The 22,035-nt window shown below is 64.4% G+C and carries 20 protein-coding genes; 4 read left to right on the top strand and 16 right to left on the bottom strand.

Annotated features, from left to right (window positions below; genetic code table 11):
* Positions 1 to 40: 40 nt before the first annotated feature.
* The 14 genes from ASR47_RS03185 to ASR47_RS03120 form a co-directional block, all read right to left on the bottom strand.
* A complete protein-coding gene (locus tag ASR47_RS03185) occupies positions 41 to 1,066 on the bottom strand; it encodes a GGDEF domain-containing response regulator (protein ID WP_065306318.1) in 1,026 nt (341 codons plus the stop codon).
* Between the two features lie 31 nt (positions 1,067 to 1,097).
* Positions 1,098 to 2,120, bottom strand: coding sequence for a chemotaxis-specific protein-glutamate methyltransferase CheB (gene cheB, locus ASR47_RS03180; RefSeq protein ID WP_065306317.1), 1,023 nt, complete (start codon positions 2,118 to 2,120; stop codon positions 1,098 to 1,100).
* 10 nt (positions 2,121 to 2,130) lie between these two features.
* Entirely contained in the window at positions 2,131 to 4,488 is a 2,358-nt protein-coding gene (locus ASR47_RS03175; protein WP_065306316.1) for a hybrid sensor histidine kinase/response regulator, read from the bottom strand.
* A complete protein-coding gene (locus ASR47_RS03170; RefSeq protein WP_065306315.1) occupies positions 4,485 to 5,171 on the bottom strand; it encodes a chemotaxis protein CheW in 687 nt (228 codons plus the stop codon). The genes ASR47_RS03175 and ASR47_RS03170 overlap by 4 nt, the downstream gene beginning before the upstream one ends.
* 18 nt (positions 5,172 to 5,189) lie before the next feature.
* Positions 5,190 to 6,440, bottom strand: a complete 1,251-nt coding sequence (locus ASR47_RS03165; RefSeq protein WP_065306314.1) for a CheR family methyltransferase — start codon at positions 6,438 to 6,440, stop codon at positions 5,190 to 5,192.
* Positions 6,437 to 6,868 carry a chemotaxis protein CheW gene (locus ASR47_RS03160; RefSeq protein WP_065306313.1) on the bottom strand — a complete coding sequence of 144 codons (432 nt, stop codon included), beginning with the start codon at positions 6,866 to 6,868 and terminating at the stop codon, positions 6,437 to 6,439. The genes ASR47_RS03165 and ASR47_RS03160 overlap by 4 nt, the downstream gene beginning before the upstream one ends.
* The gene (locus ASR47_RS03155) at positions 6,865 to 8,538 is read right to left on the bottom strand and encodes a methyl-accepting chemotaxis protein (protein WP_082988707.1); all 1,674 of its coding nucleotides are present in this window, start codon (positions 8,536 to 8,538) and stop codon (positions 6,865 to 6,867) included. The genes ASR47_RS03160 and ASR47_RS03155 overlap by 4 nt, the downstream gene beginning before the upstream one ends.
* Before the next feature lie 181 nt (positions 8,539 to 8,719).
* On the bottom strand, positions 8,720 to 9,955 hold the full coding sequence (locus tag ASR47_RS03150) for an argininosuccinate synthase (protein WP_065306312.1): 1,236 nt from the start codon (positions 9,953 to 9,955) through the stop codon (positions 8,720 to 8,722).
* A 44-nt stretch (positions 9,956 to 9,999) separates the two neighbouring features.
* Positions 10,000 to 10,920: an ornithine carbamoyltransferase gene (gene argF / locus ASR47_RS03145; protein ID WP_065306311.1), complete on the bottom strand. Its 921-nt coding sequence runs from the start codon at positions 10,918 to 10,920 to the stop codon at positions 10,000 to 10,002.
* Positions 10,921 to 11,176: 256 nt separating this feature from the next.
* On the bottom strand, positions 11,177 to 14,026 hold the full coding sequence (locus tag ASR47_RS03140; protein ID WP_065306310.1) for an ATP-binding protein: 2,850 nt from the start codon (positions 14,024 to 14,026) through the stop codon (positions 11,177 to 11,179).
* A gap of 123 nt (positions 14,027 to 14,149) precedes the next feature.
* Entirely contained in the window at positions 14,150 to 14,569 is a 420-nt protein-coding gene (locus tag ASR47_RS03135) for a hypothetical protein (RefSeq protein ID WP_150127667.1), read from the bottom strand.
* 272 nt (positions 14,570 to 14,841) lie between these two features.
* A complete protein-coding gene (rsgA, locus tag ASR47_RS03130) occupies positions 14,842 to 15,759 on the bottom strand; it encodes a ribosome small subunit-dependent GTPase A (RefSeq protein WP_065306308.1) in 918 nt (305 codons plus the stop codon).
* Positions 15,756 to 16,121, bottom strand: a complete 366-nt coding sequence (locus ASR47_RS03125; protein ID WP_065306307.1) for a 4a-hydroxytetrahydrobiopterin dehydratase — start codon at positions 16,119 to 16,121, stop codon at positions 15,756 to 15,758. Before ASR47_RS03125 ends, rsgA begins: the two co-directional genes overlap by 4 nt.
* Entirely contained in the window at positions 16,118 to 17,392 is a 1,275-nt protein-coding gene (locus ASR47_RS03120) for a M48 family metallopeptidase (protein WP_065306306.1), read from the bottom strand. The genes ASR47_RS03125 and ASR47_RS03120 overlap by 4 nt, the downstream gene beginning before the upstream one ends.
* Before the next feature lie 55 nt (positions 17,393 to 17,447).
* On the opposite strand from ASR47_RS03120, the gene orn reads away from it, so the two are divergent.
* Positions 17,448 to 18,044 carry an oligoribonuclease gene (gene orn, locus ASR47_RS03115; RefSeq protein ID WP_171898882.1) on the top strand — a complete coding sequence of 199 codons (597 nt, stop codon included), beginning with the start codon at positions 17,448 to 17,450 and terminating at the stop codon, positions 18,042 to 18,044.
* A 131-nt stretch (positions 18,045 to 18,175) separates the two neighbouring features.
* On the opposite strand, the gene ASR47_RS03110 is transcribed toward orn, so the two are convergent.
* Together ASR47_RS03110 and gcvA are read right to left on the bottom strand one after the other, a co-directional pair.
* On the bottom strand, positions 18,176 to 18,538 hold the full coding sequence (locus ASR47_RS03110; RefSeq protein WP_065306305.1) for a hypothetical protein: 363 nt from the start codon (positions 18,536 to 18,538) through the stop codon (positions 18,176 to 18,178).
* Complete coding sequence (gene gcvA, locus ASR47_RS03105; RefSeq protein ID WP_065306304.1) at positions 18,535 to 19,467, bottom strand: transcriptional regulator GcvA; 933 nt, start codon at positions 19,465 to 19,467, stop codon at positions 18,535 to 18,537. The genes ASR47_RS03110 and gcvA overlap by 4 nt, the downstream gene beginning before the upstream one ends.
* A 173-nt stretch (positions 19,468 to 19,640) precedes the next feature.
* On the opposite strand from gcvA, the gene ASR47_RS03100 reads away from it, so the two are divergent.
* The 3 genes from ASR47_RS03100 (at position 19,641) to ASR47_RS27340 (ending at position 22,019) form a co-directional block, all read left to right on the top strand.
* Positions 19,641 to 20,540 carry a DMT family transporter gene (locus tag ASR47_RS03100; protein WP_065306303.1) on the top strand — a complete coding sequence of 300 codons (900 nt, stop codon included), beginning with the start codon at positions 19,641 to 19,643 and terminating at the stop codon, positions 20,538 to 20,540.
* Positions 20,541 to 20,778: 238 nt separating this feature from the next.
* A complete protein-coding gene (locus ASR47_RS03095) occupies positions 20,779 to 21,870 on the top strand; it encodes a hemin-degrading factor (protein ID WP_065306302.1) in 1,092 nt (363 codons plus the stop codon).
* Positions 21,858 to 22,019, top strand: coding sequence for a hypothetical protein (locus ASR47_RS27340; protein WP_171898881.1), 162 nt, complete (start codon positions 21,858 to 21,860; stop codon positions 22,017 to 22,019). The genes ASR47_RS03095 and ASR47_RS27340 overlap by 13 nt, the downstream gene beginning before the upstream one ends.
* Positions 22,020 to 22,035: the final 16 nt, after the last annotated feature.

Here is a 22,035-nt window from a genome sequence, read left to right as displayed (position 1 = left end):
TGTGCTTGCCTTCTTGGTGGTTGAAAAATCGCGTTGAAAATCAGGTGGTGATGTCTTCGGCCTTCAGCACGCCGTTGCGTCCGCTGCGCTTGACGGCGTACAGGGCCTGGTCGGCATGGTTGATCAGTTGCTCGACGGTTGATTGCGGCGACGGGACGACGGTGGCCACGCCGATCGACATCGTGACGATGCCCAGTGCTGCCACCGGATGCTCGATCTGCAGGCTTTCCAGGTGGCGCCGGCATGCTTCGGCGATTTTCATCGCGCCTTCGACACAGGTTTCCGGCAGTACCAGCGCGAATTCCTCGCCGCCGTAGCGGGCGGCCAGGTCGGCCGGACGCTTCAGGTGTTCCGTCAGCACGGCCGCCACTTTCTTCAGGCACAAATCGCCCGCCAGGTGGCCGTACTGGTCGTTATAGGACTTGAACAGGTCGATATCGCAAAATAGCAGGCTCAGCGGCGCTTTGTCGCGCTGGCCGCGCTGCCATTCGATTTGCAGGGTTTCATCGAAGCGGCGGCGGTTGGCGATGCCCGTCAGGCCATCGAGGGCCGCCAGTTTCTGCAGCTCAATATTGGCTTCGGCCAGGTTTTTCTGGCTTTCGCGCAGGAAACGGAAAGCCTGGTCGCGCTGCAGCCGGCTGATATGGGCGTTCGAATGGTAGCGTATGCGCGCCAGCAATTCGAGCCGGTCCGGCAGCTTGACCACATAATCGTTGGCGCCCACGGCAAAGCTGTAGGCCTTCAGTTTCGGGTCATCCTTGGCCGACAGCACGATCACCGGCACATGCGCCAGCGCTTCGTGTTCACGGTATTGCTTGATCAGTGCGAAGCCATCGGTGCCAGGCAGCACCAGGTCCTGCAAAATCACGGTCGGCTGCATGCGCACGGCGGTCTCCAGCGCCAGTTCGGCGTCGGTAACGTAGTGAAACTCGATATCGAGCTGGTCGCTCGTCATGCGCCGGATCGCTTCCGCGATGATCAATTGATCGTCCACCAGCAGGACGCTGACTTTGAATTCGGTCAGGGCGGTATCGGGAGGCAGGAAGCGGGTGGAAAATTCGGGCATTGCGGTCTTTTCAGAGGTTGGTGAAGGGAGCTCAGCCAAGCCGGCTACCCAGTCGATTGCGCAAGCTCGCGCCTATCTTGTCGAGCGGCAGGATCTGCTGCGCCGCATCGAGTTCTGCCGCCGCTCGCGGCATGCCGTACACGGCACTGCTGGCCTGGTCCTGCGCGATGGTGGTCTTGCCGGCGCGGCGCATGGCCAGCAGGCCGTCGCCGCCGTCGCGGCCCATGCCGGTCAGCAATACGCCGACCGCATCGCCACGCCAATGCTGGGCCACGCAGTGAAAAAACACATCGACCGAAGGACGGTAGACATAGTCGCGCGGTGCTGCATCGTAACGCAAACGATAATTTTGATCCAGCAACAGGTGATCGTTGGTCTTGGCAATCAGCACCGTGCCGGCCACCAGCTCGTCGCCTTCGCCGATCACGCGCACCGGCATGGTCAGCTGGTCGTCGAGCCATTTGGCAAAGTGCGAGGCGAACGTTTCATCGATATGCTGCACCACCACGATGGCGCAGCCCGCTGGCGCGGTCCAGTCCGACAGTACCCTGGCCACCGCCGACGGCCCGCCGGTCGAGGCGCCGATTGCCACCAGGGTGTGCACCGGGCCATCACCGCGTTCGCCAACCGGGTTCTGGCGTGGCGGCGGTGCCGTCTCGCCGCTGTGGCGTATCAGCTTGCCGATGGTCTTGATCTTGGCCAGCAACTCGCTGTCGCCGCCCACCTTGCCCTGCAGCACAGGGGTGGCGGTGACGTCGAGCGCGCCGGCGCCCAGCGCGCGAAACACATGGTTGACATTATCCTGCGGACGGCCGGTGACCACCAGGATGGCGCACGGGCTTTGCTCCATGATCTGGCGCGTCGCTTCCACGCCGTCCATTTCCGGCATGTTCAGGTCCATCAGGATCAGGTCGGGCCGGTTGTCCAGGCACATGCGCACCGCTTCCAGACCGGTGCGGGCGATCCACAGGACCTGGTGTTCCTGCGTGCTGGCGACCACGCGCCGCAGCGCCTCGGCCGCCATCGCCACATCGTTGACGATGGCTATTTTCATATGGTCGATTTCATAAGCGGGCGTCTCCGATCAGGTCGGCCACGGCGTCGAGCAGGGTCTCGTCGTGGAAGCTGCCCTTGGTCAGGTAATAATCGGCGCCGGCGGACAGGCCGCGTGCGCGGTCTTCCGGGCGGTCCTTGTACGACACGATCATCACCGGCAGCTTGTGCAGGTGCAGATCCTTCTTGACCAGCGAGACCAGTTCGATGCCGTCCATGCGCGGCATGTCGACATCGGTGATCACCAGGTCGTACTCTCCGCTGCGCACCATGTTCCAGCCGTCGATGCCGTCGATTGCCACATCGACCGCGAAGCCGCGCCCGAGCAGCAGCTTGCGCTCCATTTCGCGCACCGTCAGCGAATCGTCGACCACCAGGATGCGCTTGGCGCGCCGCTGCTGCGCCGGGCCGCCCTGGGCCAGCTGGTGCAGGCCGCCTTCGTGCAGCAGCTTGTCGATCGACAGCAGCAGGTCGGGCACGTCGAGGATCAGCACCGGCTCGCCATCATCGAGCAGGGCGGCGGCGGAAATGTCGCGCATCTTGCCGAAGATCGGGTCGATCGCCTGCACCGCCAGGCTTTGTTCGCCGCGGATCGCACCGACCACCAGCGCATAGCTTTGCTTGCCGCGCCCGATCACCACCACCGGCAGGTCCTCGCCGCTGGTGTCGGCTTCGCCCAGTTCAAGCACCTGCGCGGCCGACACCAGCCCCAGGTGCTCGCCCTTGAGCTCGAAAAACTGCTTGTTTTCCAGCGTGTGGATGGCTTCCTGCGGCACCCGCACCACGCTTTCCACCTTGACGATGGGAATCGCATACGCTTCACCCTGGATGTCGATCACCAGCGCGCGCACGATCGATTGCGTCAGCGGCAGGGTGATCAGGGCGCGAAAGCCGCGCCCCGGTTCCGACTCCAGGCGCACCGTGCCGTTTTGCTGGCGGATGGTTTCATGCACGATGTCCAGGCCCACGCCGCGGCCCGACAATTCATTGGCCTTCTCTTTCAGACTGAAGGCCGGCAGGAACAGGAATTCCAGCAGTTCGCCGGTCGACAGCGCCGCCGCCATCGCCGGGCTGGCCATCTTGCGGGTGATCACGGACTGGCGGATTTTTTCCAGGTCGACGCCGCGCCCGTCGTCGCTGATCTCGATGCTGAGCATGCCGGCGCGGTGGCGCGCTTCCATGCGGATGGTGCCCAGCGCCGGTTTGCCCGCATCGATGCGTTCGTACGGCCCTTCCATGCCATGGTCGATGGCGTTGCGCAGCATGTGGTTGAGCGGGCTTTCGATCCTGGCCAGGATATCGCGGTCGACCAGGGTCTCTTCGCCGTCAATCTCGAGTTGCACTTCCTTGCCCAGGCCGCGCGCCAGGTCGCGCACCATGCGCGGAAACGCGTGGATGCCGTCGCGGAACGGACGCATGCGCAGCGCCAGCACCTCGTCGACCATGCCTTGCGAATTGGCCAGCAGGCGCCGCTCATAGGTTTCGATATCGGCGATGTGCTCGAGCACGAACTGCTTGAGCGGCTGGGTCTTTTGCAGCGCCAGCAAGGATTTTTCGATCAGCCCGGCGTCGCTCGAACGCGCGATCGCCTCGTGCAGCTGCTCGATGGCCGAAAACAGGCTGCTCTGGTTGCGCTTGAAGCGCTGCAGCGCGCCGACAAACGGATGCATCTGGTGCGCATTGATGCGCGATTCGCTGGCCAGCGACAGCAGGCGGTCGAAGTTCTGCGCCGCCGCCTTGGCCGGCGCCGGGCTGCCGCTACGCGGCGCGAGCGGCGGTGCTGCCACCGCAGCGTCAGGCGACGAGGGCAGCGAAGGCGGTGCGCCGAGCAGCGCCGCCATCTCGCCGGCCAGCGCGGCCTGGATATCGTCGGGCAGGCCGGACAGTGCCGGCGCCGGCGCCGCCGGTGCCGGCATCCTGGAGGGCGGCGAAGGCAGTGGCGGCAGGGCCGGCAGCTCGGCGATGCCGGCAATCGCCTTGAGAGTCTGGTCGATCTGCGTGGCGTTGGCGGCCTGCCAGGCCTCGGCGCCCGCATCGTCGAGCCGCGACAGCTGCACGATCAGGTCCACCCCCGACAGCAGCACGTCGACGCGCTCCGGCGTGAGCTTCAATCGGCCATGCTGGGCGGCGACAAAGCTGTCCTCCATGCCGTGCGCCAGTTGCACCACGACCTGCAGGCCGACGATGGCGGCGGCGCCCTTGATCGAATGGGCCGCGCGCATCATCGATTCCACGGCGGCGGCGTCGCCCGCGTGGCGTTCCATGGTCAACAGGCCATCGGTGAGGATGTGGGTCTGGCTGTCCGCCTCCATGCGGAACAGGTCCAGCATGGAAAAGGCGCTCAGGTCGCCGTGCTGGTCCTGGCTCATCGTAATAGTCTCGCAAGTTGAAAGCCGATCAGCGCCGTATCCAGGCAGCCGATGCGCAGGTCGTTTTCGGTGATCACACCGGACAAAAAGCGCGACAGCCCCTTGTTGATGGTGGCCGCCGGGGTTTGCAGGGCGCTGCCCGCGTAGCGCACGATGCCGTGCAGGTCGGCCACCGGCAGGGCAAACGATTGCTCTTCCCAGCGCATCAGCAGCAATCGCGCAAACGTGTGGCGGCCTTTGGCCGGCGGCGCGTCGTGTTCGTCGATGCCCAAGAGGCTGGCCAGCGACATGCAGGGATAGAGCTTGCCGCCGATATTGACGATGCCGAGCAAGCCGCGCCCGCTGCGGTGCGGCAGCACGTGCGGCGTGGCTTGCGGCGCGACGGAATCGAAGACTTTGGTCGGCAGCGCCAGCCATTCGCGGCCGATGCGAAACACCAGCACCGAATGGTCCTTCGCGTCGCCGCCATCCTGGCGCGCGCGGAAATGGCTGGCCCAGTCCTGGCGGTACTGCGCGTCGACCGGACGCTGCAGGTTGCGCTGGGCGGCGTTGGCATATACGTCGCAGTTGCGGCAGTGGATATTGGCCGGCAGCTTGTCGCAGCTCTGGTCGCCGACCACGCCGATCTGGTTCCAGCAGTCGCTGATGGCGTCGTGTAAGTCAATCACGGAAGGGCTGGTCATGGTCGTGTTTTCCGCATGTTAGTGGCCCGCGCTGGCCTGGCGGCGCTGGTAGATGCGCGCCGCACGCGACTTGAGCGTGGACGCGGCCGTCTGGTTGCCATTGCGCTCGGCCAGCAGCGCCAGGTGGCACAGCGCCTCGTAATGGTCGGGCTGCAGATAGATGCAGCGGCGCCAGTAATCGTCGGCCAGGTCCATCTTGCCGGCCAGTTCGTTGATCAGGCCCAGCAGGTAATACGCCTCGGCCGCCTCGGGCACGCGCGCCAGATGGGCATGGCATTTGTCGCCGGCTTCGCGCAGCAGGCCGCGGTCGGCCAGCGTGCGCGCTTCGGCCAGCAGATCGGTGACCGGTACGGCGGCAGGCGCCGGGGCGGACGCCGGGCGCGGGCGCGCAGGCATGGCACGGGCCGGCGCCGGCGGCGTCGTCGGCGGCAAGGCGGGCACGCTGCGCAGCGCCGGCTTTTTCGCCGCCGGCGGCAGCGGCGCCTGGCTGAGGGCGGCTGGCTTGCCGTCGTCCTTTTTCAGCGCAAACGCCTGGCGGTACTGCAGCGGCGCAAAACCGTTCTGGCAGAAAGACGGCACTTCGGCGTAGCCGGCCAGCAGCATGCCGTCGTCGGCCAGCAGCGCCGACAGCCTGGCGATCGCCGCGCGCGTGGTGGGCTTGTCGAAATAGATCAGCAGGTTGCGGCAGAAGATCACGTCGTAATGCTTGCCCAGCGCATCGGTATCGAACTGCAGCAGGTTGCCTTGTTTGAACGTCACTTGCGCGCGCAGCGCGTCAAGGATGCGGTAGGAGTCATCGGCCACGTGCGTGAAATAGCGCTCGCGAAAAGCCACGTCCTGGGCGCGAAAGGCGTTGCGGCCATACACGCCGGCTTGCGCGCGCGCGATGCAGGCCGGGCTCAGGTCGTAGGCGTCGATGCTGAAGGCGGCGCGCGGCACGCCGGCGTCGCGCAGCGCCATCGCCATCGAATACGGTTCTTCGCCGCCGGCGCACGGGATCGAGGCGATGCGCGTGGTCCTGCCGCGCGACCAGCGTTCCTGCACCAGTTCGACGGTGGCGTAAAACGCCTGCGGATCGCGGAACAGCCACGATTCGGGCACCACCACCAGTTCCACCAGCTGCGTCATTTCCTCGGCGGTGATGCCGGCCAGGTAAGCGTCGCTGTTGTCCTGGCCCGTGTGCTCCATGCGCTGGCGCACGGCCCGCTCGGCCATCGATTTGGACACCGTCAGTCCGGTGGCGCGGCGCAGCAGCGCCTGCGCCGTCATGTCCGGCTCCCGTGCTGGAACAGCAGCGCACGCACCTCGGCCGTGAGCAAGTGCTCGAGTTCGACCAGCTGCAGCATGCCCTCCGTGTCGCTGGCCACCTGGCCCAGGAAGGGCGCGCTGGCCACGCCGGCGTGGCCCAGCTGTTCTGGCTTGATGTCGGCAATGCCGCGCACGCGCGAGGCCATCAGCCCCAGCGCATGCTCGCTGCCATCGGGCGCGCGGTAGTCGACGACGACGATGCGCGTGTCGAATTGCGCCGCCGCCGGCGCCAGGCCGGCCAGGCGCGCCAGGTCGATCACGGGGACGGACGCGCCATGCAGGTCCATCAGCCCGGCCACGTAGTCGGGCACGAGCGGCAGGTGCTTCAGTTCCAGCAGCGGCAGCACGCGCACGATGGCCGCCAGGCGCAGGCCGTAGCGGTCAATCAAATCTGCGAGGCGCCGATCGCCTGCGACTGCATGCCCTGCTGCACGGCGTCAAATTGCGGCGCCAGCTTCTGCACCTGGTCCATCACGCCAGAGAGCTGGTCGGTGACCTGGCGCACTTCGCCCACGCTGCGGCGGATCTCTTCCGAGAACTTGTCCATGCCCATCACGCTGGCCGACACGGCCGACTGCATTTCCTTGAGCATCTGCTCGATATCCCAGGTCGACACCGAGGTCTGGTCGGCCAGGCGGCGAATCTCGGTGGCCACCACCGAGAAACCGCGGCCCGCTTCGCCGGCTTTTTCGGCCTCGATGGCGGCGTTCAGCGACAGGATATTGGTCTGGTCGGCCACCTTGGTGATGGTGATCAGTACGCTATTGATATTGCTGGCTTTTTCGGACAGGGCCGCCAGCTTGGCATTGATCGAGTCGGTGGCCGAGACCATGTGCTGCATGGTCGAGTCCATGCGCTTGAGGTTGTTCTGGGCATCGGCCGTGGCATTGGTCGTGTAGTCGGCCACGGCGGTCGCGTCTTCCATGGTTTTCAGGAGCTGGCTGGTATTGGCCGAGATTTCCTTGGTGGTGCTGAGAATTTCCACGCTGGTCTGCGCCTGCTCGATGCCGGTCGCTTCCTGCTGGCGCGCCGAGGCGGCGATCTCGGTGGCCGAAGTGGTCACCTGGATGCCGGCCTTTTGCACATTGTTGAGCAGACTGCGCAGGTTTTCGAACATCTTTGCCAGGCCATTGCCCAACTGGCCGATGGCGTCGCTACCGGTGATGCTGACCTTGCCCGTCAGGTCGCCCGAGGCCGCTTTCGACACCACTTCCAGCAAGGAGTCGACCTTGGCGCGCAAGCTGTTGGTGGCCGCCAGTTCATTGGCCTGGTTGTCCTGGATGGTCTGCGCCATGCGGTTGAATTCTTCCGTCACCTTGCCCAGTTCGTCGCGCGACAGGATCACGGCGCGCGCGCTCTGCTCGCCGCCGGCGATGCGCCCGACCGCGTCGGTCAGGTTGTTCAGCGGACCCAGGATGGACTTGCCCAGCACATAGGAGATGCCCAGCGCCAGCACGATGCACAGCAGGCCACCCAGCGCCAGGGTCAGCATCATGGTGTCCTGCAGCTGGAGCGAGGTGGCCGTGCGTTCGGCCAGCAGGCGGGTTTCCTCGGCGGCCGCCTCGTCGAGCAGTTTGTTGGCCTGCACGATGGCCGGATAGCCATTCTGCGGCAAGCTGCGCGCCACGGTTTCGGTGGCGCCCGGCGCATTGCCCAGCGCGCGGCGTTTGTCGATTTGCGGATTGATCCAGTCCTTGACCCAGGTGGTGGTCAGTTGATCAATCTTGCGAAAACGTTCCGATTGTTGCTTGTTGTCGACCGTCATGGCGATGGCTTTTTGCGTGTGCTGGGTCAGCACGGCCATTTCGTCGGTTTCCGGGTTCAGCGACGCTTCGTTGCCGGTCAAAATGTAGCCACGCGCCTCGACCTGGATCTGCAGGATGGAATTGTGGATCTTGCCAATTTCGCTGAGCACTTCCATCGTGTGGCGGTCCCACTGGTTCGCTTCGGACAGGCGTGAAAAACTGTTGTAGGCCACGGCCAGCAGGATCAAAATGATCGCCACGATGGAGCCGAAGCCCAGGTACAGTTTATTCTTGATGCTCAGGTCGTTGAACATGGGGGCTCCAGATCGATAAGGGTTCAGCACTTCATTGCATTCCAGCATTTTGCCATGCGGGCGCGCACAATGGGGCATTCTGCTCCCGCCACGGGCTGGCAAGGGCCAGGAATGGACTGCTGTGTGCAATCCAGATACAAAAAAACCGCCCGAAGGCGGTTTGTGCGGCATAAGCTGGCGCTTATTTTTGGCCGCGTTTTTCACGCGCGATGGCCGCGATGCGCATGCGCAAGGCGTTCAGCTTGATGAAGCCGCCGGCGTCGGCCTGGTTGTAGGCGCCGCCGTCTTCGTCGAAGGTGGCGATGTTCATGTCGAACAGCGAATCGGTTTTCGAATCACGCGAGACGACGATCACATTGCCCTTGTACAGCTTGATGCGTACCCAGCCGTTGACGGTCTGCTGCGTATGATCGATCAGGGTCTGCAGCGCGACGCGTTCGGGCGCCCACCAGTAGCCGTTGTAAATCATCGATGCATAGCGCGGCATCAGGTCGTCTTTCAAGTGGGCCACTTCGCGGTCCAGGGTGATCGATTCGATGGCGCGGTGGGCTTTCAACATGATGGTGCCGCCGGGGGTTTCATAGCAGCCGCGCGATTTCATGCCGACATAGCGGTTTTCCACCAGGTCCAGGCGTCCGACGCCATGCTTGCCGCCAACCTTGTTCAGTTCGGCCAGCACGGTGGCCGGCGACATGCGCACGCCGTTGATGGCGACGATGTCGCCGTGCTCGTATTCGATGTCCAGGTATTCGGCTTCGTCCGGCGCGTTTTCCGGGCTGACGGTCCAGCGCCACATGGTTTCCTCGGCTTCGGCGCTCGGGTTTTCCAGGTGGCGGCCTTCAAAGCTGATGTGCAGCAGGTTGGCGTCCATCGAGTACGGCGCACCGCCGTTCTTGTGCTTCATGTCGATCTCGATGCCGGCGTCTTCCGCGTATTTCAGCAGTTTCTCGCGCGACAGCAGGTCCCATTCGCGCCATGGAGCGATGATCTTCACGCCAGGCTTCAGCGCGTAGGCGCCCAGCTCGAAACGGACCTGGTCATTGCCCTTGCCGGTGGCGCCGTGCGAGATGGCGTCGGCGCCGGTGGCGTTGGCGATTTCGATCAGGCGCTTGGCGATCAATGGACGGGCAATCGAGGTGCCCAGCAGGTATTCGCCTTCGTAGACGGTATTGGCGCGGAACATCGGGAAGACGAAATCGCGCACGAATTCTTCACGCACGTCTTCGATATGGATGTTTTCCGGCTTGATGCCGAACTTGATGGCCTTGGCGCGCGCCGGTTCCAGCTCTTCGCCCTGGCCCAGGTCGGCCGTGAAGGTGACGATCTCGCACTGGTAGTTGTCTTGCAGCCATTTCAGGATGACGGAGGTGTCGAGTCCGCCGGAATAGGCCAGGACCACTTTTTTGATGTCGCTCATTATGCTTCCAGTTGTCGTTGAGGTGTTGGTGTCGGTACTGCGAGTTATGCGATTTTGCCCAGCAACAGATATTCGATCAGCGCTTTTTGCACGTGCAGGCGGTTTTCCGCCTCGTCCCACACTACCGATTGCGGGCCGTCGATCACTTCGGCGGCCACTTCCTCGCCACGGTGGGCGGGCAGGCAGTGCATGAACAGCGCGTCGGGCGCGGCGCGCGCCATCTTGGCGCCGTCGACGATCCAGCCGTCGAAGGCCGCGATACGGGCCGCGTTTTCCGCTTCGTAGCCCATGCTGGTCCACACGTCGGTGTTGACCAGGTGCGCGCCTTCGCAGGCGTCGGACGGGTTGTCAAAGAACGTGTAGCGTTCCGTTTTGACTTGCGCCAGGTCGATGTCATAGCCTTTTGGGGTCGACACATTGACGTGGAAGCCGAACACTTCGGCCGCCTGCAGCCAGGAGTACAGCATGTTGTTGGCGTCGCCGATCCAGGCGACGACCTTGCCGGTAATCGAACCGCGGTGTTCGATATAGGTGAAGATGTCGGCAAACACCTGGCAGGGATGGTGTTCATTGGTCAGGCCATTGATCACCGGCACGCGCGAGTTGGCGGCGAAACGCTCGATGATGTCCTGGCCGAAGGTGCGCACCATGATGATGTCGCACATGCGGCTCATCACCTGGCCGGCGTCTTCGACCGGTTCGCCGCGGCCCAGTTGCGAATCGCGCGTGTTGAGATAGATGGCGGCGCCGCCGAGCTGGTGCATGCCGGCCTCGAACGACAGGCGGGTACGGGTGGAGTTCTTTTCGAACACCATCACCAGCGTGCGGTCGATCAGCGGATGGTAGATCTCGTAGTTCTTGAACTTGCGTTTGATCAGGTGGGCGCGTTCGATCACATAGTCGTACTCTTCCAATGTGAAATCGGAGAACTGGAGGTAGTGCTTGATCGGTTTTTTTGTCGACATAAATGACCACTAGAAGATGCGCAGGCCGCCGGCGGCGTGCCTTTCCCGCCGGCATGCCTCCGTGTCGATGCTGCTGTACGGATGGCGGCCTTGCCCGGCGCGCTGCTGTGTGCGGTTTGCCATGTTGTAAATAATGCAATGGCAGCTACGTCAGCCGTTCAATTATAAGGGTTTTGCTTTTAGATTGGAAAGACCGGCCGCGCCACGCTCGCCGCGCGCCGCTTGCCGCGCGCCGCGCGCCGCGCGCCGCCGGCCTTCAATAGATGGCCGGCGGGGTGGCGCCATCGAATTGCGGCGCCACCAGTGGCAGATCGAGCGTAAAGCGGCTGCCGGCGCCGCTGCTGGCCACCTGGATCGTGCCACCCAGCAAGGCCGTGACGATGTTGTAGCTGATCGACAAGCCCAGCCCGCTGCCGCCCTGGCCCAGTTTGGTGGTAAAGAAGGGGTCGAAGATGCGCGACAGATGCTGCTCGGCGATGCCGCCGCCATTGTCCTCGAACACGATGCGTACCCGCGTCTCGCCGGCGCAGGCCTGCAGCCGCATCAGGCCGCCGTCAGGCTGGCTGCCCGCTTCGCCAAATGCGTGCACCAGGGCGTTGTTGATCAGGTTGGTGATCACCTGGCCCAGCGGCCCGGGATAGCTGTCCATGCCGATGCCGAAGGCGATCTCGGTTTCGATCCGGTGGCCCGAGCTACGGATGCGGTTCATCACGGTGGCGATGATCTCATGGCTCACCTGCAGCAGGTCGAACGGGCGGCGCTGTTCGGTGGTGCGGTCGACCGCCACCTGCTTGAAGCTGTTGACCAGGTCGGCCGCGCTGTGCAGGCCGCGCATCACCAGTTCGGCGGCCTTGCCGGCGTCGTCGATATACGCGGCCAGGTCCGAGCGGCGCAGGCCGGGGCCGTTCATCAGGCGCGCCACGTCGTCGGTCTTTTGCTGCATGGTGCTGGCAATCAGCAGGCTGTTGCCGATCGGCGTGTTCAGTTCATGCGCCACGCCAGCCATCAGCGCGCCCAGCGCCGCCAGTTTTTCCTGCGACACCAGCTGCGCCTGCGCATCCTGCAGTTGTCGGTAGGCATTGGCGTTGTCGAGCGCGATGGCCCCATACGCGCACAGGGTGCGAAAGATCAGCCGTTCGCGCTCGCCATAGGCGCGGGCGTGACAGGCTTGCACCGTCATGACGCCCAGGATGCGCTCGCCCACCAGCAAAGGCAGATACAGCGCGCTCTGGTTGTGCACGGTGCCGGGCACGATGTAGGCGCGGCGCCCGGACGGTATCTCGTCGATATGGACTTCGCTGCGGCTCATCAGGCAGCGCACCGAATAGGCACGCGGGTTTGACAGGGGAATCGCGTTGTCGGGTAGTGGCAGGCCTGCTTCCATGCCGTGCGCGCGGCGCAGCGCCGTGCCGGCTGCGTCGAGCATGTAGACGGCGAAGGTGTTGACCGGCAGCAGAGCATGCACGTGACGGTCGAGCACCTGGAGTACGGCGCTGGCATCGAGATGGGTGGTGATTTCCTGGCCGATGGCCGACAGGCGCTCGAGCGTATCGCTGGTCTGCTGCAGCACTTCGGCGCGGCGCGCTTCGGACGCGGCCAGTTCGCGGTGATGGTCGCCCTGAGAGCGCGCATGTTCGCTCTGGTGGCGCACCTGCATGGCAATGGCGCGGTTGGTGGCCTGCTGTGTATGGCTGCGCTCGCGCGCGGCGCCCGCCTCCAGGGCGATATCGTAGGCGCGCGCGTGGTCGCCCGCATGTGCATATTCGCGCGCCAGCGCGTCGAGCAGTTCGCCGGGTGGCGCATAGCCGTCGATGCTGGCCGCCACTTGCAGCGCGCGGTGCAGGTAGTGCAGCGCCGGATTGGCCTCCTGCATGGCGGACGGCGCCGGCAGTTCGTGGCGCGCATGCAGCATGGCCAGCACGCGCAGCGCCGCCATCTGGTTGACGGCGTCGCCGATGGCGCTGGCCAGCTGCAGCGCGCGTTCGGCCGCCAGCAGCGCTTCCTCGGGACGATCCAGGTAGGACAGCGCATGGGCGCTGCCGCGCCGGGCCTTGCAGCGGAAGTCGGCCTGGTCCAGCGCTTCGGCGCGCTGCGCCAGGCGGCTGAAGGCGTCGAGCGCCATGTCGTAGTCGCCGATGTCCAGGCTCAGTTCGCCCAGGTAAAACAGCGCGTTGGCATAGCTGCGCGCGCCCGACACGGGCGCGAGCACCTGCAGCGCTTCGCGCAGCAGTTCGCCAGCAGCGTCCAGGCGGCCCAGCTTGCGCATGGTTTCGGCAGTATGCGTCTGGCAGGCGCCGATGCTGCGCGGCCACCTGGTCGGGCGCGCCAGCTCCAGCGCGCACTGCATCCATTCGAGCGCCGACTGATGGTCGTTCAGGCTGCCGAAGCAGTCGCCGATATTGATGGCGGCCGTGATCGCCGGGCGCAGCTGGCCGCTGGCCAGCGCCGCTTCATACGCCTGCATGTAGTGGCCCACGGCCGCACCGAGGTCGTGCGAGGCGTAGGCCAGTCCGCCGCGAAAATCGTGAACCCAGGCCGCCAGCGGCGCCGGCAGCGGCAAGTTGGCGCCGTCATCGCTGAAGCACGCTCCCCACAGCGCTTGCGCGGCCGGCGCGTCGCGCAGCACGGCCCAGCGCGCCATCGCCGCATCGGCCAGGCTGGCGCGGGTCGTATCGCCGGCACTGCCGGCTTGCCGCTTTGCCGCCTGCAACTGCGCAGTGCAGTGCGCATGGTCGCCGCGGTCGACCGCGATCGACGCTTGCAGCCAGTGCGCATCAAAGCAGGCGCCGCCATCGCCATGCGCGCACAGCACGGCCTGCGCGGCCTGGGCCAGGGTTTCTGCTTCATCGAGCGCGCCATGCAGCCATTGCACTTCGGCTTTGACCAGCTGCAAGCGGGCCAGGTGCAGCAGCTGCTGCGCCGGCGACAATGGCGCTTGGGGCAGCAACTGGCGCGCTTCTTCGGCCAGGCGCAGGGCGCGCTCGCCGTCGCGCTGGCGCAAATGCCAGCATAGCGGCAGCAAGACCGGCAGGCGCGCCGCGCCATGCAGGGCAGGCAGGGCGCTTTCCCACTGCGCCAGGTCCGTATCGAGCGCGAACATGTCCATCCAAAAACCTCCACCATGGGTTACGGTGGCATTGTAAGCTGCATTCGGAGGCGCTGTTTGGTGGCGGCGACAGAAAATCCGGGCGGCAGACGCCGCCATGCCGCCGGTTGCTTCAATGCGGCATCAGCGCGCGGCGTAGTGCACGGTGTCGCGCTGCTCGCCACGGCTGGCGACGGCGCCCGGCAACTGCTGCAGGCCGGTGATGGCGATCACGTCGGCATTGTCGCGAAATTCCAGGCGCGTGCCGCTGGCGGTTTCGAACACGCCCGGCGCGCGGCCGTACAGTTCCACTTCGGGCTGGCCCTTGATTTGCGTGAAATAGCGGTTGACCTGCTGGCGCAGCGCCAGGGTTTCGCCCGTGTCGAGCAAATAGCTTTTGCCGTATTGCTGGAATTCCTGCGGCGCCAGCTTGTAGAATTTGCCGGACGAGACCTTGACGGTGTCCTGCTCTCCCAGTTCCAGCGCGCTGGCGCCGAAGGACGGCAATGCGAGGGCTGCGGCAACGGCACCGAGGGCGAGGGTGCGCGAGAAAATTGTGGGCATGATTTCACCTTGTATCGAGAATGCGGGTTGGAGTTGGACCAGAGTGTCGCCGGCAGGTTGCTGGCAGGGACAGTGACAAGGTAGCAAGCGCGATACGTGAAAGCCAGTTCCGGGCGACGAAATGCCGGATAGCCGCGATGAAGTGTGAAAAACAGGGGGTGAGCGGTTTTGGAAGTAAATGTGGGCGCCAGACTCTACGGCGAAATTAAATTTTGCCGAAGAGGTCGCATTTTTGATTAAATTTGACTATCGAAGGTGGCTTGCACGCAGCATCAATACAGCGTCTGCGCCGATTCATGTAACAGCTGGCCATACAGGGTATGGCGCATTTTGGCGATCTTGCCGTCGGCCACCGCTTGCAGGATGGCGCATTGCGGCTCGATCAGGTGGCGGCAGTTGTAGAACTTGCAGCCGCCCAGATAGGGCTGGAATTCGCGGAAGGCCCGTTCCAGCATGCCTTCGCTCAAATGATACAGGCCGAACTCCTGGAAACCGGGCGAGTCGATGATGGAACTGCGTTCGCCCAGTGCCGGCAGCGAGTACAGGCGGGTAAAGGTGGTGGTGTGCTTGCCGGTGTCGAGCGCGGCCGAGATTTCGCGCACGGCGATATCGGCGTCCGGCACCAAGAGGTTGATCAGCGAGGACTTGCCCATGCCCGACTGGCCGATCAAAATCGACGACTGGCCGGCCAGCAGCGGCGCCAGGGTCGCCACGGCGTGTTCGGGCGCCGCGCGGGCCGACACCTCGTCGACCGGATAGCCCATCGACGAATACGGCAGCAGGCGTTCGCGCGCGCGCTCCAGCGAGGCCGTCACGTCGGTTTTATTGAGGATGATGCGCGCCTCGATGCCGGCCGCGTCGGCCGCCACCAGCGAGCGCGAGATCAGGTCGTCGGCAAAGCCGGGCTCGGTTGCCACCACGATGAACAGCTGGGTCAGGTTGGCGGCCAGCAGTTTCGATTTGTACTGGTCCGAGCGGTACAGCAAGGTTTCGCGCTCTTCGATGCGGTCGATCACGGCCTGGTCGTTCGAGGTGCGCGTCAGGTGCACGATATCGCCGACGGCCACATTGGTTTTCTTGCCGCGCGTCACGCACTGCAGCTTGGCGCCATCGGCCTCGGCCAGGTAGTGGCGGCCGTGGGCGGCGATGATCACGCCGGTCAATTTGGCGACTGCCTTGGCCTCGCTCATTTTTCCACCTGCCGGCCGGCGTACAGGAGATCGGCCTTGGCGGCGCAGACGAAGTCGTTTTCCGACAGGCCGCCGGCGCCCTGGTTGACCGAATGCGTGTCGTAGCGCACGGCGCAGGTTTTGTAAGTAATGGTGAGCTCCGGATGATGGTCTTGCGTGTGGGTCATGTAAGCGAGGGCGTTGACGAACGCCAGGGTCTGGTAGTAATTCTTGAAGTCATAACTGCGGCACAGCTTGCCGTTTTCGATGTGCCATGCCGGCAGCAGCGGCAGCAGGGCGGCAATGCCGGCTTCGCTCAGGGCGTGCTGCAGCGGTGCGCAGGTGTGCTGTGTCAGTGCGTCGAAGGTGTTTGGCAGGTTCATGTGATGGCCCCTTTCAGGTGGCGGATGCGGACGCTGGCCGGCGGATGCGAATCGTAAAAGGCCGAGTGCAGCGGGTCGGGTGTCAGGGTCGAGGCATTGTCTTCGTACATTTTCACCAGCGCCGAGACCAGGTCGTCGGCCTGTGTATGCTTGGCGGCAAAGGCGTCGGCCTCGAATTCATGTTTGCGCGAGCTGAGCGAGCTCAAAGGCCCCAGCAGGAAAGTAAATACCGGCAGCGCCAGCATGAACAGCAGCAGGGCGATGGCGTCGGTTGGCTGGCCCGTCAGCGCCAGCGCCATCGGGTCGATGCCCAGGCCCGCGTAGAACCAGGGCTGGGTTTTCAAAAAGCCCAGCAGCGCCAGAAAGCCCAGCGAAATGGCGAACATCATGCCGATGCGCTTGACGATATGCTTGAGCTTGAAGTGGCCCAGCTCGTGCGCCAGCACCGCTTCGATTTCATGCGGCGCCAGGCGCGACAGCAGGGTATCGAAAAACACGATGCGTTTATTCGCGCCGAAGCCCGAAAAATACGCGTTGCCATGGGCGCTGCGCTTGGAACCGTCCATCACGAACAGGCCCTTCGAGGCAAAACCGACGCGGCTCATCAGGCCTTCGATGCGGTTTTTCAGCGATTCGTCGGCCAGCGGCGTGAATTTGTTGAACAGCGGCGCGATCACGGTTGGATACAGCACCATCATCAGCAGCTGAAAGCCGCTCCATACGCACCAGGCGTAGAACCACCACAGCTCGCCCGAGCTGGCCATCAGCGCCAGCACCACCCACAACAGCGGCAGGCCGATCACCGCGCCCAGAACCACCCCTTTGAGCATGTCCATGAAAAACAGGCCGCGGCGCATGGTATTGAAGCCGTAGCGCTGTTCCAGCACGAACTGGCGATAGTAATCGAAGGGCAGGTCGATCAGGCCCGAGATCGCCACGAAGGCGACGATCAGGCCGATCTGGTAGGCCATGCCCGCCCCGGTCAGTTCCTGCAGGTGCAGCGCCAGCCATTGCAGGCCGCCAAGCAGGGTGAAACCGACCAGCACGGCGGAATTGACCAGCAGGGTCAGCAGGCCGAACTTGGTTTTCGCGACCGTGTAGTCGGCCGCTTTCTGGTGCGACGCCAGCGAAATTTTCTCGGCAAATTCAGCGGGGACCCGGGCGCGATTGGCCAGCACATGGCGGATCTGCCGCGACGCGAGCCAGAAGCGCACGAGCAGGGTCAAAATAAGGATGGAAACAAACAAAATCGAAAACGCGAGTGAATACATTCTGTGCCTGTGAGAAAATGGCTGATTATTCAGTTGATTAGGCCAAGAGAGAATTATGTCACAAGCGACCGACTTACCCACATCCTCCCCCGCAGCGGCCGTGCCGGCCCGTCCCAACGAGATGAACCTGGTCTGGGTCGACATGGAAATGACCGGCCTGGAGCCCGACACCGACCGCATCATCGAAGTGGCCGTGGTCGTCACCGACATGCACCTGAACCTGCTGGCCGAAGGCCCCGTGTTCGTGATCCACCAGTCCGACGAAACGCTGAACAAGATGGACGCCTGGAACAAGGGCACCCACGGCCGCTCGGGCCTGATCGACAAGGTCAAGGCCTCGACCGTGACGGAAGCCCAGGCCGAAGCCGAACTGATCGCGTTCCTGAAAAAATACGTACCGGCCGGCAAGTCGCCGATGTGCGGCAACACCATCGGCCAGGACCGCCGCTTCATGGTGCGCGGCATGCCGAAGCTGGAAGCGTTTTTCCATTATCGCAACGTCGACGTGTCGACCCTGAAAGAACTGTGCAAGCGCTGGAAGCCCGAGATCGCCACCGGTTTCAAGAAGCACCAGAAACACACGGCGCTGGCCGATATCCTCGAATCGATCGAAGAGTTGAAGTATTACCGCGAGCACTTCATCAAATTGTAAGCGGTGTTGTCGGATTACGCGGCTTTGCCGCTAATCCGACCTACCAAGCTGTGCGGTAGGTGTTGTCGGATTACGCGGCTTCGCCGCTAATCCGACCTACCAAGCTGTGCGGCAGTATTACGTAGGTCGGCTTAGCGCGCCAGCGCGTAAGCCGACATGCAGGCCGCGCCGAAGTCGAGTACGTGCACCGTGCCATCCTCGCACTGCAGTTCCAGCGCAAACGGCCCCGTTTGCCGCAAGCCGGTGATCCACACGGTAGCATCGGCCTGCCGGAAGTATTCGACGCAAGCGCCACCAGGCGCCAGGCTGCGCACGATCAGCCCTTCGCCGGCCACCGCGCACCAGCGTTCATCGGCATCGATCAGCGCGGCCGCCGGATCGCCATAGAATGCGCCGATGACCATCCTCGCGCCACCGGGCACCACCACCGAGGCCGATTCATATTCATGCTCGATGCGGTAACGGCCGCTCTGCGCCAGTATCTGCGTGCTCATGGCGCGACCTCGGGCCAGACGGTTTCCTGGTCGGCCCGCGCCTCGGCGATCAGCCATTCGCAAAACGCATGCACCAGCGGGCGCGTTTCGGCCTGGGGCGAGCGCAGCAGGTAGTAGCAATGAGGTCCCAGCACCTGGTGGTCGAACAGGCGCACCAGCCGGCCCGAACGCAGGTCGTCGCCGATCAGCGGGCTGGCGGCGATCGCCACGCCCTGGCCGCTGGCGGCCGCGTCCAGGCATAGATACGTGTGCGAAAAGCGCGCGCCGCTGTTGCCGCTGTACGCTACGCCGCAGCTGTGCAGCCAGCGGCCCCAGTCGATTTCGCCGGGCAGGTGCACCTCCGGTTCGTCGTGCAGCAGCGGGTAGCGCAGCAGGTCGGCAGGCAGGCGCAGCTTGGCGGCGCTGGCGCGAAAGCCGGGGCTGCAGACGGCCGAAAAGCGTTCTTCCATCAGCAAGTCCACTTTCAGGCCCGGATAGCGGCCCGGGCCCAGCCGTATCGCCACGTCGACGCCGTCGCGCGCCAGGTCCACCGGGTGCATCGAGGCCAGCACGCGCAGTTCGATCTGCGGGTGGCGGTCGCGCAGCCGGCCCAGGCGCGGCATCAGCCAGCGCGACACCAGCGAACTGGTGGCCGTCACCGTCACCACCTTGTCGTCGCCCTGGCGCCGCGCCGCGTCCGATACCTCGGCCAGCTGGTGCAGGATGGGGGTGAGCGCCGCCGCATAGCGCTGGCCGGCGCTGGTCAATACCACGCCGCGCGGCAGGCGCTGGAACAGTATCAGGCCCAGCCAGCTTTCCAGTTGCTTGACGTGGTGGCCGATGGCGCCGGCCGAGACATGCAGTTCTTCGCCGGCGCGCTGGAAGCCTTCATGGCGGGCGGCCGCTTCAAATGCATGCAGGGCGGCCAGCGGGGGCAGGGAGCGGGACATATGAGCCTGAATTAAATTGAGTCTATCGGTAAATACTATTGCTTTGTTTCATTTCGCGCAAGCCCCTATGATAGCGAGCATGCATCCATTGCGCCCGCAAATTCATTGATGCATGTGCGACGCTTTGCCAGGCCAGCCCGAGGCCCGGTTTTCAATATCTGAAGAGGTAAGTCATGTCTGATCGCCGCGCGGTTGCGCTGGTGTTGTTGTCGGCCGCCGGTTTCGGCAGTTCCGCAGTCTTTGCCAAGGCCGCTTATGCGTCCGGCGTCAACCCGTCGACCATGCTCGCGCTGCGCTTCGTGATCGCCGCCATGCTGTTGTTGCCGCTGGTGTGGCTGGGTGGCTGGCGCCTGCCGCGCGGCCGCCTGCTGGCCGGCTATATGCTGATGGGGCTGATGTACACGGCCCAGTCGCAAGGCTATTTCAATGCCTTGCTGTATGCCAGCAGCGGCCTCTGCGCCATGCTGCTGTATGCCTATCCGGTGCTGGTGACGATCCTGGCGCTGGCGCTGGGCTGGGAAAAGCTGGACCGCCGCATGCTGGTGCTGATGCTGCTGGCCATTGCCGGCATGGCCGTCACTCTCGGCGGCAAGCTGCAGGGCCAGCCGATCGGCATCGCGCTGGCGCTGATGGCCGCCGGCGTGTATGCGGTGTATATCCTGTTTGGCAACAGCCTGTCGAAAAACGCGGTCATCATCCACCCGCTGGCCGCCTGCGTGGTCATCCTGGGCACGGCCGGCCTGGCCAACAGCGCCATTGCCGTGTGGCAGGGCGTATCCTTGCCGGGTACGGCCACCGGCTGGCTGGCGGTGGCGGCGATTGCCCTGTTTTCCACGGCAATTGCGATCGCGGCCTTTTTTGCCGGCGTGGCGCAGATCGGCGCGGCGCGCGCGTCCATCATTTCCACCTTCGAGCCGGTGATCACCATGGCGTTTGGCGTGGGCATGCTCGGCGAAAAGATCAGCGGCACGCAACTGCTGGGCGGCGCCATGGTGCTGGCGGCGGTAGTATTGCTGGCGTACAAGCCGGCGGCCAAGCCCGCCCTTATGCCGGGCGCGCAGGCCAGCGCCTGACTTTGAAAATGGCGGAATGCCTGTGCGGGTGATTCAGGCTTTAATCGTTTTGCCGGTGTTCTGGTGTTCCGGTGGCGTGGGGCGATAACTCGACGTCACTATTCTGACGCGGCTATTTTTTGTGCGGGCACGGTATAAATAAATCTTCAATCGAGAATGATTCGCATTTATAATTGATTCACCATTCCCCACCAGCCAGCTTGCCGCCAGCCAGTGTTCGCCTTGAAAGGAGACCACCGTGCCGACCACGTCCCCATCCCGCAGCATCGAGATCGCCGAACAATTCGCGCGCCTGCGCCGCGAGAAAAATGCGCGCCACCGTGATATCGCGCAGCAGCTGCAGATCAGCGAAGGCGAGCTGATCGCCGCGCATGCCGGCCTGTCGCTCGACGACGGCGCGTGGCTGGGCGCCGAGCGCCTGCAGCACCAATGGCCGGCCATCATCGCCGCGCTCGAACCGGTGGGCGAGCTGCTGGCGCTGACGCGCAACGCCTGCTGCGTGCATGAAAAAACCGGTGTCTACCGCCGGGCCAGCCACAATCACCAGGTGGGCCTGGTGCTCGGTGGCGAGATCGACCTGCGCGTGTTCTACCGCCAGTGGGCGCATGGTTTTGCCGTGCGCGAGCTGAAGGAAAACACGGTGCGGCGCAGCCTGCAGTTTTTCGACGCCGCCGGCCATGTCGTGCACAAGATCTTTTTGCAGGCGCACAGCGATCTGGCCGCCTGGGAGGCGCTGGTGACGCGCTTTGCCGACGATGACCAGGAGCCGTGCATGAACGTGACGGCGCTACCCGCCCCGGCGGCCGAACTGCCCGACGCGCGGATCGACGTGGCCGGCTTGCGCGCCGGCTGGGCGGACCTGCGCGACAGCCATGATTTTTTCGCGTTGCTGAAACAATATGCGGTCTCGCGCCTGCAGGCTCTGCGCCTGGCCGAGCCGCGCTTCGTGCAGCAACTCGACGTGTCGTGCGTGCTCGACCTGCTCAATGAGGCGGCGCGCGAACAAGTCGCCATCATGGCCTTTGTGGGCAATGCCGGCATGATCCAGATCCACTCGGGTCCGGTGCACAAGATTCTGGTTGCGGGGCCGTGGATCAATATCCTCGATCCGCGCTTCAGCCTGCATTTGCGCGAGGACCATGTGGCCAGCGCCTGGGTGGTGAAACAGCCCACCATCGATGGCCTGGTCACGTCCGTCGAGCTGTTCGACGCCAAGGGCGACACCATCGTCATGTTCTTTGGCGAGCGCAAGCCGGGCAAGCAGGAACTGTGCGCATGGCGCCAGATTGTCGACAACACGCTGCGGGAGGGCCAATTATGCGCCGCATGATCGCCGCCAGCGTGGCGCGCCGCATCGCGCTGAAAAAGATGGCGGCCAGCGCCGGCGAGGCCGTCGTCAAGGCGCGCCGTACCGAACCCGGGCCGGCATGCCAGGCATCCCTGTCCCAGGCGGTAAAACCGCCGCCCTCGACCCGTTGACGGCAGGCCGCGCAGG

Source organism: Janthinobacterium psychrotolerans, assembly GCF_001677885.1.
Lineage (GTDB): Bacteria > Pseudomonadota > Gammaproteobacteria > Burkholderiales > Burkholderiaceae_D > Janthinobacterium > Janthinobacterium psychrotolerans.
Note: the sequence above shows the minus strand (reverse complement) of the source record. Positions and strands in the feature narration are given on the sequence as shown.